Source organism: Pseudomonas sp. NPDC079086, assembly GCF_044542155.1.
In the GTDB taxonomy this organism is placed as follows: Bacteria; Pseudomonadota; Gammaproteobacteria; order Pseudomonadales; family Pseudomonadaceae; genus Aquipseudomonas.
The window spans coordinates 514,900-527,025 of the sequence record NZ_JBITTY010000001.1 but is presented as its reverse complement, the minus strand read 5'-3'; the positions used below and the strand labels follow the sequence as shown (position 1 = coordinate 527,025).

Here is a 12,126-nt window from a genome sequence, read left to right as displayed (position 1 = left end):
GGCTGTTGATAAGTCTGCGAGTATCCGTCTGCAAGCCCTTTAAACACTGGCTTTGAGTGCGCTGCGCAATAACTTGCGCAACCTTGCGCAATAACTTGCTCAGCTTTCAGTGAACTGGCGCACAGCGCATTGATATCTGTGCTCGCGTTAATCGTAAATAACTGATTTATAAGGCTTTTATTTATCTGGCATGCTTGTCGCTATATGGGTGATTCCCGGATCGCTGCAGATCCATGACCCAAGGCAAGGAAAGCACTCATGCCAACACCCGCGTATCTGTCCCTCGAAGGCACCAAGCAAGGCCTGATCACCGCTGGCACCTTCACCGAAGATTCCGTCGGTAACATCTTCCAGGAAGGTCACGAAGACCAGATTCTGGTTCAAGCCTTCAACCACCAGGTCATCATCCCGCGTGATCCGCAGTCCGGTCAGCCGACTGGCCAGCGCGTACACAAGCCGCTGATGATCACCAAAGTTTTCGATAAGTCCTCGCCGCTGATCTTCAACTCCCTGACCTCCGGTGAGCGTCTGAACAAGTGCCGTCTGGAGTGGTACCGCACCTCCTCCACTGGTACTCAAGAGCACTACTTCACCATTGAGCTGGAAGATGCCGTGATCGTTGACGTGCAGTCGCGTATGCCGAACTGCCAAGATCCAGGCATGTCGCACTTCACTCACCTGGAAGACGTGTATTTCACCTACCGCAAAATCGTCTGGACCCACGAAGTCTCCGGTACTTCCGGCTCTGACGACTGGCGTACCCCGATCTCCGCCTAAGCACTGGCTGAGTTCGTACGACACCGCAGCGGCCAGGCATTGTCCTGGCCGCTGCGTTTCCAGTGAGACCTGCTTCGCCAAACACTGATAGGCATCGCGCAAAACCGCGAACACGCACGGCTGTCAGGCCAGGCCTGGGTTAGAAATGCGCAGTGGTTTGATTCATGGAACGAAACAAGAGGAACAACGAATGTTCGCCGCCGCCAACCAGACTCATTTCAGCCTGAGCATCGAAGGCGTTAGCCACGATCTACAGGTGCTCGAATTCAACGGTCGCGAGGCGATCAGTCAGCCCTTCGAGTTTGAACTGGAGTTGGTCAGCGAACGTCCTGACCTCGACCTGGAAAGCCTGCTGCACCAAGCCGCTTTTCTCACCTTCGACCAAGCCGGCCATGGCATTCACGGGCAAATCTACCGCGCCGCCCAAGGCGATTCAGGTAAACGCCTGACCCGTTATCACGTGACCTTGCGTCCGCAATTGGCTTATCTGACACACCGCACCAACCAGCGCATCTTTCAGCACCTCACGGTGGAAAAGATCATCAGCCAAGTGCTTGAAGAGCACGGCATTCAGGCCAACGCCTACCAATTTCAACTCGGCTCGATTTACCCCGAGCGCGAGTACTGCGTGCAGTACGACGAATCCGACCTGCACTTCGTTCAGCGCCTGTGCGAGGAAGAGGGTATCCACTACCACTTCCAGCACAGCGCCCAGGGACATGTGCTGACCTTTGGCGATGACCAAACCGTCTTCCCCAAACTCGCCCCAACCGCCTATCAGCAGGACAGCGGCCTGGTCGCCGATGACCCGGTGATCAAACGTTTTGGCGTGCGCGTGGAAACCCGCACCAGCCGGGTGACCCGCCGCGACTACGACTTTGAAAAGCCCAAGCTGCTGATGGAAGCGGACGCTAAGAGCGAATTCAAACCCGACCTTGAGGATTACGACTACCCCGGCCGATTCGTCGACCGTGAGCGCGGCAAACACCTCAGCCAGCGCGCGCTGGAACGCCATCGTCACGATTTCGAACAAGCCCATGGCGACGGTGATCAACCGCTGTTGGTCAGCGGCCACTTCCTCGCCCTGACCGAGCACCCGCGCGCCAGCTGGAACGACCTTTGGCTGCTGACCGAAATTCACCACGAGGGCAAACAGCCGCAAGTGCTGGAAGAGTCCGTCACCAGCCACACCGAAGTCCGCGATGGCTTCCAGCAGGGCTATCGCAATCGTTTTACCGCCACCCCCTGGACGGTGCTCTACCGCCCAGCGCTCAACCACCCAAAACCGCGCATCCTCGGCAGCCAAAGCGCCGTGGTCACCGGGCCTCCGGGCGAAGAAATCCACTGTGATGAATACGGCCGGATCAAGGTGCAATTCTTCTGGGACCGCGAAGGCCAGGCCGACGATAAAACCAGTTGCTGGCTGCGCGTGAGCTCAAGTTGGGCCGGCGACCGCTACGGCGGCATCGCCATTCCACGGGTTGGCATGGAAGTGCTGATCACCTTCCTCGAAGGCGACCCCGATCAACCGCTGGTCACCGGCTGTCTGTACCACGCCGAACACGTGGTGCCTTACGACCTGCCGGCGAACAAAACCCGCAGCCTGTTCAAAACCCTCAGCAGCCCCGGCGGTGGCGGCTATAACGAGCTGCGTATCGAAGACAAAAAGGGCGCCGAACAGATCTACATACACGCCGAGCGCGACTGGGACGAGAACATCGAGCACGACCAGAAAATCCGCATCGGCAACGAACGCCACGACACCGTCGAAGCCAACAGCTACAGCGAATTCAAAGCCGAAGAACACCGCACCACCCATGCCGACCGCAAGAGCGAAATCAAAGCCAACGACCACCTCACTGTCGGTAACAACCAGCACATCAAAATCGGCACCGGCCAATTTATCAACGCCGGGCAGGAAATCCACCTCTCCAGCGGCCAAAAAGTCGTGCTCGAAGCCGGCAGCGAGCTCACCTTCAAAGCCGCCGGCAGCTTTATCAAGCTGGATGCCAGCGGCATCACCCTGGTCGGCCCGGTCATCAAAATCAACTCCGGCGGCGCGCCGGGGAGCGGGTCGGGGGCGGCGCCGGTGTTGCCGGTTATTCCCAAACCCGCAGATACCGCACCAACCGGTGAGCGAACCGGCCAAGCGCAGGTTAACTCGCCAGTACCCATTGCGGTGCTACCTGCGAATAGCCGCGAAAAGGGCCCTGAGCAGCTGATCGTTGACGTATGGGGCGATCCGGCCATGGGCGGGCAGATAGAGCTACACGACCCGGAGGGTGAGGTATGAGCGAGCTCAAGGACGAGAGTATCGAGCAGGGCACACGCAAGCGGACTGACTACGACAACGCACGGCGTGCCCAGCTGACAATCAATCTCACGCGTACAGATGGCGGGAAATTACGTATACCCATCGCGTACAACATGCGCAGTCACGAGGAAGAAAGGGACATCCAGCAGAATACATTGCTGGCAATTGTTCCCCTGGCCCGTTTACCTGGCCACGACCAATACGACAAGGCGCCCAAAGGAGGCTTGCCTCGCCCTGGCCGTATTTACGTTTTCCAGGCTGGCAAGCTCTGGCGCGAGCTGCTCTGCGACGGTAAAGGCAATCTGAGTGACGTCGATGTCGGCTATTGGCGCAAACAGGCGGACCAGGGCAGGTCTGCTGATGACCGTCCCGCCGCATGCACGCCGTTGTCGCTGATCTTAGTGCCTATGCTGCTCCAGGGGCATTTCGTGGGTAATGACTACACGATGGCCTACAGCGAGTTGCCCTGGACTTGGGAGTACATCACTTGGCTTGAGGGCAATAGCAGCCGGGTGCAAAAGCGACTCCAGTCCTTCGGCCCTGCTTGGTCTGCGGCTGTAGCCGGGGGTGAGCAGTGGCGCACGACGCAGGCCATGCCAATTGTTGTCATCGACAAGCATGCCGAAGGGCTTCGCCCGCGCGACTTCAATGTTGAAAGCGCGTTGGCTGACCCGGCTACGTACACGCCCTCACTGGCAGCCATTCCGCCCACTGAATGGGTCGCCAAGCTACAGAGCACGCTTACTGAGTTGGCAAGCCATGATAAAAGCGCACCTCCCGCGCCACTTCCGGCGATCACCGCAGCTGCTGATGTGTTTGCTGAAAAAGCCATGCGTGGCTACCCCAAGCTGGTGGGATTGATACTTCACGATCCACTGTTCGCGTTGCGCCATGCAACTGCACAGGCGCGCCAGACGGAGTCTTACCTGCTTGCGCTTAACGCCCTGGTACCGCACCGCCCGAATGGCCGCTATGCACAGTTGGTTTACAGCACGGTTATGCAGAAGGCCGAGAATCCGCTGTCGAAATTCCAGGAATATCTGGATATCAACGAGTTGAACAAAGCGGTATTTGTGCGAGAGCGACACGAAGCCCGCGAGCACTTGGAACTGATGCTCAAACGCTTAGTGGGGATATTCAACAACGACTTGGCCGTGGTGCTTCAAGACTGGTTTTTCAGCCACGATGAGCGGTTATTGGAGCCCTATGCCCTACTGGCAGAGGCACTGGACGCGTTGGGTAAGAGCCCGGTCCAGTCTGACGCGCTGTGTGTCGACGCCATGGGCCGCGAGTTACAGCAGAGTATTGGCCGCTTAAGTCAAAGCTTGCTGCAGGGCAAGCACGCCGTTACCCGCTCCATTCTGGTGACGGATGAAAACAGCGTGCCTGAACCGGTCAAGCGTTTGCAGGCTCTAGCCGCCACGGGGCGCCAACCAAAGCCAGAGCGCATGGGCCTAAGCAGCTTATTGCGGGTGGTGGATATCGAACCAGAGGACACCGATCGCGGCCTCGTTTTTAAAAACGTGCACGCCCTGATCAGCGATCTAATGGATACCTTCTCTGTCAGCGTACTCACTCACCTTCAGCGATTGAACAGCAGTGGTGCGGTCATGCAAGTCACCTTCAACCGACTGTTCGCACCGTCGCTGGGTGCGCTGGACAAACTGTCATCGAAATGGAAGGGCTTACAGTTGATGACGGCCGCCGAGGCCGAGGCTAAGCACTTCAAGATTCTTGGCAGCAACAGCGGCGGCTTGCAGTCCGGCCTGACGCCCGCCGAGCGCACCACCCTGAGCCGGCAGAATTATCTGTACGGCAATATTCTTGACCACGAAGAACGTGTGATCGGCTCCAGCAGCCCTCGCCAGCTCGATAAGGTGCTGCAGAATCAAGGCAAGGTCACCTTGATCGTCGCCCCGGATGACCACCCCGAGGTACGTAAGTACCGCGCCTGGAAGGAGTATGTCGCGCGTAAAGTCGATACATTGGCTAGAACACCAAGCATGCCGGTTGTGGCTGTGGCCTGCGCGCTATACAACTTGCAGGCGCAGGCGTATGGGATGAGAGGTTTGCTGCAGGAGATAGGAGATGGCTCTGAGCGGTATACAAAGGGTGTTCGCTCTGCGCAATTAGATCTTGCCGTGGCCTTAGGTAATCTAGCCAAACCGGTATTGGGCGCTGAGAGTGGTCTGGTTGAGCTGCTGAACAAGCCGCGCATTGAAGTTTCAAGAGTCTCCACCAGCTGGGCTGCGCGTCTGACAGAGCAAACAGGTAGCCCTAGATTGCCGTTTTTGCGCCTGGCATCAGGTGGCGCCATGCTTTTCACTACGGCCTTGAGTGTGTGGGATGCTAAACGTGCCTGGCACCAGGGTGACCTGGACGCAGCCTTGGCCTATGGCGTTGCCGCCAGCGGTGGTGCGGCCTGGACGGCTTATGCACTGGGTATGGCGATCAACCCGTTCGTACTGGGCATCGGTGCTGTACTTTTTATCGGCGGCAGTATTGTCGCCGGTTGGCTGGTTGACAGTGATGCAGAAGCGCTCCTGAAGAATGGCCCCTTTGGGCGTGAGCATGGCCAAGTGGGGCTGCTCGATGGCTTGCTGGGGGACGACAAGCGCTTCGCTCATTTAGCCGATTCGCAGGTTGCCTACACGCAGCTGTTAGGCATTCTCGGCCAGCCGCGGATTCAGGTGTCCCGCTTCACTGAATGGCTGCGCCAAGCGCCGGCACCTCAGCGGGCGCGGCTGCAGCGCCTGAATGCCGAGCGCGAAACACGCCTCCCCTCATTAAGTGCCCAGTGCGTTCGTGCAAGCCTTCAACCCTTGGAGGGGGAGGACTGGGTGGTGACCGTGCACTCGCCGTTGCTGGCCATGTTCCAGCGCGAGCAGGATTTTCAGCTGCATGCGGTCGAACAACTGGCCGTATTGCCGCTAACGGGTGTGTTCAATGTGGAGCGAGTCGAGCCTCGCCCAATCGGTGAGGCCAAGGTGTCGGCCATGCCATTGGATGATGCCAGCGTGCTCTATGTACTGCCCAAGCAGTACCCAGTGTTGCAACTGACGCCGCTGCAACGCCGTGGCAGTCAGGTTACTCAGCGCCTCAAGGTGTTTGCCCAATTTCACCTGGGAACCCCCACAAACCTTAAGCAGTACGTGGTTCTGCCACAGCCTAGCCCGAAGCGCTGGCTGCCCTACAACGCGTCGTATCGCCAGTTGCCACAGCAGCAAGCCCAGTCGGGTGAGGTACCCTACTGGCAGATTGAAATTGCGGAATTTAAAGCATGAGCATGCACGAACAAGGAATGGCCTACGGCCCAGGTGCCTATGGGGCTCAGGGCCTCCCCAGAGTGCCGCCGCCGTTGCGTGAGCAAGGTGGGATAGTCGATACGCCATTGACCTGGGGGCACTATGCCGGGCTGGATTCGGCTGTTGAGGTGGAATACCAGCTCAACAGTGAATTGCATAAAGTATATGAGCGGCAGGAACAGGAGGGGCGTAGCAATAATATATTCTGCGACGCGCAGCGTTGGCGCTTTGAGAGTACTAGTAAATTTCCCCATGTTATATTTGTTTTTAAGTGGCTGTGTTTTTTCTTTCCGATATTATTTTGGTCATTTTCTTTAGATAATTTTCAAGATAAGAGCGGGGCAGGGTCAATGTTCTTTGGGTTTCTTAGCGTTGTACTTGCACTTGTGTCAGGCGGTTTGTTCGGAACGAAAAGGCAATCTTATGCTTGCTGGTTAATGGGGGGAGTGGCTTTTGCTACGGCTGCGAATATTGTATTTAATAAGAGTGCTCTTTGGGGCTACTGGTCTGAGCAAATTGACTTCTGGCTCGGCATGTTTTTATTTTTTATGGCGCTAATCGGAGCCGATGCCTTGCTTTGGTTGTATAGCCGTTTCTATGAACACGATGGCAGTGAATTCAATCGCCGCGACGGTATGTTGAGAATCGCGCGGCGCCTGCGCAAGCCTTTTGTCGCGCCGTTCTACGAATTCGATCCGGTCATGCAACTGCAAGTCACCCCCCATGGCGGGCACGACTATGTGCTGTGGTTACATCATCGTTATAGCGACACAAAAGTGTGCCTGGCCAACAAGGTGCACAGTCTGGGCCTGGATCACGCCAACCTGCTGGCGTTCTGGGACACCCTGCAGCGCTATATGGACGTTGAGCAGCCCCTGCCTGACCTGCCTATTCTCGAGCAGAGCCGCCACCTTGATCCTCTCACCGCCGCCCATGACGCCGCTCATGCACGGCCGCCGCGCCGTTGGCGCGATCTCAACGTCAACAGTTGGGTAACTAAAGAGGCTAAGCAACTCAGGGCCAAGTTAGCGGACTACCCCTGGCAAAAACAGCCGTGCATCCTTAAGGCCAAAATCGACCCAGGTTTGAGTATCGAAGCCTACTACCGTAGCCAACAAGCTAAAGGCATTCATGCTTCGCTTTAGGCGACGGATGCAGGTGATTGCCGTCTGCGCAAAAGGGGACAGACTTATTTGTTGAGATTGCCAGCAACTTACCGGGACTAATCAGCTCCCTGGGGGCCAGTCAGATGCGTGTTGGCATTTGGCAGCGCTTACACCGCAGCTCTCCCAGCCCGAGGGGGGATCGCATGGTGGAAACTGTAGAGTTGCTGCCAGGGCAGAACTTCTATCTGGATACCAGCCTACCTGCGGATAAGGCAAAGCCCAAACCCGCTTATTTGTTGTATCAAGAGCAGACTCCGGCGGGGCTCGATCTGTATATCCGGCAACCGCCAGCACCTCCCTCCCAGCGCAGTGGCATTAGCATTACCATGCACCGCTACAGCTGGGCCGTACGGGCACAGGTGATTGCAGATGATGGCAAGCAGCAATGGCATTTTCCTGCCCCGCCACCGATAGACCCCCTGCGTTTCAATGCCAGTGAGCATGGCAAACCTAATTACACGGCAACTCAACAGGCTTTCTGGGCCGATGAACAAAGCCATCAAGAGTAAGAGGCTGCACCGCCATGAATACGGCTGTTACAACCCACTATGCCGAAGGGGCCTACGACTCCCGCAATATCCCCAAGCAGCTGCCACAGCTTCGCGAGCAAGCTGGGTTACTGACAAGAACCCTGCCCTGGGGGAGTACGGAAGATATAGCGCCGTTCAGTTCTATCGATGACTACTCGCCAGAACGGCTGCGGGAGTTGGAGGAAGATGAACGGAAAAAGCCCGGTACTCGTCAGCGCAATGAAGCGATTTTTCATAATGCCTGCAACCATTGTTGCTACCGACGGGCGCATGCATCGCTTTGGACGCAAATATGGTTATACATGTGGGGGCTGGGCCGGGCGCTTACTTTAATCGGAGCTGCCCTGTATTTTTTTATATTTGTTCCGATAATGGCATATATGGAGATAAAAATAGCAGGAGGACTGCGTGAGGCTGTGGATGACCTAATAACTTCAGCGTGCTGGGTTTTTATTCCCACACTCTCTTGTTGGCTAATAGGTCACATAGCTATATATCGGCTTCCCAGTCATTGGATCTTAAAACCCTCAGAAGGCCCGCTCTGGGAGCTTAATCGACAAACCGGCCAGGTCACTGTTTTTACGCGTAAGCCTGGACAGTTTGCACATTTGGGTATCGAGGGCGATTTCGTTCGGCCGTTTTATGAGTTCGATGCTTGCGTACATATCCTGCCAAGCCGCCAAGGCCTGCCGCAGTACTCCCTGCACTTGGTGCATCGCTATCAGCCCGTAGCCATCGACTTCAAGCCAGTCATCGGTTTGCAGAGTTCGGAACAGGCCTGTTTTGCGCTCTGGGATATGTGGCAGAACTATATGGATATCAGCCATCCGTTGCCGGAAATACCCACCTGGGAGGAATTCCGCCCGCTTGACCCAACAACCGCCGAACATGACCGTTTGACGGGTCGCAATCCCAGGTATTGGCGCGATATGGATAAGGAAACTTATAAAAACGTCATCGATGAGTTGCTAATTCGCATCCAAAAACTCGACGCATTCTCTCGCCCTAATCTGATGAGCCAGCATGTGCGGTATCTGTGACCCTATATTTAGATTCGCTGGTAGCCATCGTTGAATAGCCTTGCTAACGGCAACTATGCTGAGGGCGCCTATGACTCCCGGCATATCCCTAATCAGTCGCCGCAAATCCGTAAGCATGCAGGATTACTGACAACAACTTTGCCTTGGGGTAATACGGAAGATATAGCACCGTTCAGTTTTGTTGATGAATACTCACCAGAACGGCTACGGGATTTGGAGGAAGATGAACGAAAGAATCCCGGCATCCGGCAGCGCAATGAAGCGATTTTTCATAACTCCTGCAATCATCTTTGTTACCGGCGAGCACATGCATCGCTTTGGACGCAAATGTGGGTGTATTTGTGGAGTTTAGGTAAAGGCTTTTTTTTCGTTGGCCTCGGGATTTTATTATTTATCCAAGTTCCTTTAGCGGGTTTTACATCAGACTCCTTAGAACATTTTTTTCTCGAGTCTATGCTTTTAGCTTCTGGCTATTACCAATCCCCCTTTTTTGTTGGTTGTTAAGCCACATAGCCATCTACCATCTTCCCAGTCATTGGATCTTAAAACCCTCAGAAGGCCCGCTCTGGGAGCTTAATCGACAAACCGGTCAGGTCACTGTTTTTGCGCGTAAGCCCGGACAGTTTTCACATCTAGGTATTGACGGCGATTTCGTTCGGCCATTTTATGAGTTCGACGCCTGCGTACATATCCTGCCAAGTCGCCAAGGCCTGCCGCAGTACTCCCTGCACTTGGTGCATCGCTATCAGCCAGTGGCCATCGATTTCAAGCCGGTAACCGGTTTGCAGAGTTCGGAGCAGGCTTGTTTCGCGCTTTGGGATATTTGGCAAAACTATATGGATATCAGTCATCCGTTGCCGGAAATACCCACCTGGGAGGAATTCCGCCCGCTTGATCCAACAACCGCCGAACATGACCGTTTGACGGGTCGCAATCCCAGATATTGGCGCGATATGGATAAGGAAACTTATAAGAACGTCATCGATGAGTTGCTAATCCGCATCCAAAAACTCGACGCATTCTCCCGCCCTAATCTGCTGAGTCAGCATGTGCGGTATCTGTGATCAGTTATTTATCTAAGGCTCATGAATTGATGTACAGCTGTTCTAACGATGCGGTTCTTTGAATCGTTATAGTCACCGTTTTTTTCTAATTAAGGTTTTTGTAGGGGCGAACCCTGTAACAACTCCGACCTCTCCCTCTGCAGCTTGCTCTGCAGCATTTCCAGTTGCTCCAGCGCCGCGCGGGCTTCGTCGAGTTCGGTTTGGTTGCGTTCGCCGGACTGGGCGGCTTGCTCGATGCGCTCGCGGATGGCGGGGATCTGCTGCACGCCGCCGGCGTAGGCCATGAGTTGGTCGCGGGTTTGTTGGTCTTCGAAGGCGCTGTATTGAGCTGGGTCGGCCAGTTGCGCAGCGGAGGCCCGTTTGCGGGGTTTGAGTTGGCCCAGGGCTGGACTGCGCGGGTCGCCTTGGTCGGCCATGAGTTGGATCAGCATTTGCGCTTCCTGAGCATTCAGTTGCGGCTCGTTGGTCGCGGTTTCTACCGGTTCTGCGGCTGGCGCTGGAGTGGCTACGGGCTGCTTTACCGGGATGGCCGCTGGTAATTCTGGCAAGCGGATTGATGGCTTAGTCGACGCTATAGCCTGTTGTGTAAGCGCTGGCGCTGTATCGGCTTGCGGTGTGCGAACGACCACGATAGTCACCGCCGTCACCACGCCGAGCACGCCAATTCCGAGCCAGCCTTTCATAGCCCTCGTACCTCGGCATTGCTCAGCAAGGTTTGCAGGCGGGCCTGGAATTCGCGGGCCAGTTGCTCCTTGGCTACGGCCTGGTTGACCTCGTAACGCACGCTGGGGTCGCTGAGCGGCAATTGCTTGTCTTCACGCTGGCGCACTTGAACGATCTCGAACGCACCGTCGATCAGCATCGGTTGGGAAATGCTGCCGGCCTTTTGTAGCAGAGCGGTTTTACGCAGAAAATCCAACTGTGCATCCTGCGGGCGAATCAGTCCCAGGTCGCCGGCCGGTGTGCGATTTTTGTCCTCAGCGATTGAGTAACGCTTTACGGCTTCATCGAAGCCCAGACCTTTTTCCAGCTCTGCATAGACGCGATCAGCGCTGGCCTGATCGGCCAGGCGTATATGCGCAGCCTGCACCTCAGAGACGTTCAGGTACTGCTGCAAGTTGCGTTGGTAATAGGCGTCGGTATCCGCGTCGCTGACCAGGCGCGCGCGTTGTCGCAGGCTCTCGGTTTCGTGGTGGAAGTCGTTGTGCAAACCTTGCTGGTGCAGGTATTTGTGGCGGATCAGCTTGTCACGCACCAGTTGACGCACGCCGGCCAGTTCATCGGCGCTAAAGCCCTTCTGGCCCAGTTGGTACCAGAGGTAGTCGCGCAGCGCTTGCTGGCGCACCTGTTCCGCCAGGTAAACCAAATTACCTTGTTGCAGCTCGACCTGGCCTTGCACGTTATCGCCCTGGTACAGCTGTAGCAGGTTGAGGCGTTGCTCGGGCTGGCCGGGGAACTGCCAGCTGATGAGCTGCACCTGAGCGGCATCGGCTTGTTGCTGGGTGCTCAGCTGCAAACTGTCGAGCACCACGCCCTGTTGCGGCGCACTGAGTACCTGGCGTAAGCGCGCACTGCTGAGTGGCTGCGGTTGACGCAGAAACGGCCGCACATCGTGGTCGAACTGCTTGCCGTAGACCTGTTCGATCAGGTTGGCGGATTCACGCTCGACCAGCACATCGAGATCACTGCGGTATGTGCTGTTCAGCTCCCCCTCGACCTCGCGTGCCAACAGGTGGTTCTCGACCAGGCCGGTGCGCAGTTGGCGTGGGTCGGTATTGAATTTGACCCGGCTCATAGCCTGTTCCAGCAGGCCGATGCTTTTACCGGGCAGGCGTTCACCATCGATGCGCAAGTCCTGGCTGCCTAGGACTGACAGGCAAATGCCGGTCAGCCCCAGTACCAGCAAACTGCGCTGGATTATCGCGCGCAC

At 56.3% G+C, this 12,126-nt stretch carries 10 protein-coding genes; 8 read left to right on the top strand and 2 right to left on the bottom strand.

Going from position 1 to position 12,126, the window contains the following annotated elements; translation table 11 throughout:
- The first annotated feature begins 258 nt into the window (after positions 1–258).
- From ACIGEK_RS02580 to ACIGEK_RS02545, 8 genes are all read left to right on the top strand, one after another.
- Positions 259–777, top strand: a complete 519-nt coding sequence (locus ACIGEK_RS02580; protein WP_298136559.1) for an Hcp family type VI secretion system effector — start codon at positions 259–261, stop codon at positions 775–777.
- A 190-nt stretch (positions 778–967) separates the two neighbouring features.
- Complete coding sequence (tssI, locus tag ACIGEK_RS02575) at positions 968–3,070, top strand: type VI secretion system tip protein TssI/VgrG (protein ID WP_397491815.1); 2,103 nt, start codon at positions 968–970, stop codon at positions 3,068–3,070.
- Positions 3,067–6,375 carry a hypothetical protein gene (locus tag ACIGEK_RS02570; RefSeq protein ID WP_397491814.1) on the top strand — a complete coding sequence of 1,103 codons (3,309 nt, stop codon included), beginning with the start codon at positions 3,067–3,069 and terminating at the stop codon, positions 6,373–6,375. The genes tssI and ACIGEK_RS02570 overlap by 4 nt, the downstream gene beginning before the upstream one ends.
- A 569-nt stretch (positions 6,376–6,944) precedes the next feature.
- Positions 6,945–7,541: a hypothetical protein gene (locus tag ACIGEK_RS02565; RefSeq protein WP_397493068.1), complete on the top strand. Its 597-nt coding sequence runs from the start codon at positions 6,945–6,947 to the stop codon at positions 7,539–7,541.
- A 164-nt stretch (positions 7,542–7,705) separates the two neighbouring features.
- Positions 7,706–8,071, top strand: coding sequence for a hypothetical protein (locus ACIGEK_RS02560; protein ID WP_397491813.1), 366 nt, complete (start codon positions 7,706–7,708; stop codon positions 8,069–8,071).
- 14 nt (positions 8,072–8,085) lie between these two features.
- Positions 8,086–9,132, top strand: coding sequence for a hypothetical protein (locus tag ACIGEK_RS02555; protein WP_397491812.1), 1,047 nt, complete (start codon positions 8,086–8,088; stop codon positions 9,130–9,132).
- 30 nt (positions 9,133–9,162) lie between these two features.
- Entirely contained in the window at positions 9,163–9,636 is a 474-nt protein-coding gene (locus tag ACIGEK_RS02550; RefSeq protein ID WP_397491811.1) for a hypothetical protein, read from the top strand.
- Positions 9,630–10,196, top strand: a complete 567-nt coding sequence (locus tag ACIGEK_RS02545; RefSeq protein ID WP_397491810.1) for a hypothetical protein — start codon at positions 9,630–9,632, stop codon at positions 10,194–10,196. The genes ACIGEK_RS02550 and ACIGEK_RS02545 overlap by 7 nt, the downstream gene beginning before the upstream one ends.
- An 89-nt stretch (positions 10,197–10,285) precedes the next feature.
- Here the strand turns inward: ACIGEK_RS02545 and ACIGEK_RS02540 are convergent, their stop codons facing one another.
- Entirely contained in the window at positions 10,286–10,879 is a 594-nt protein-coding gene (locus tag ACIGEK_RS02540; protein WP_397491809.1) for a hypothetical protein, read from the bottom strand.
- On the bottom strand, positions 10,876–12,126 hold the full coding sequence (locus ACIGEK_RS02535; RefSeq protein ID WP_397491808.1) for a peptidylprolyl isomerase: 1,251 nt from the start codon (positions 12,124–12,126) through the stop codon (positions 10,876–10,878). The genes ACIGEK_RS02540 and ACIGEK_RS02535 overlap by 4 nt, the downstream gene beginning before the upstream one ends.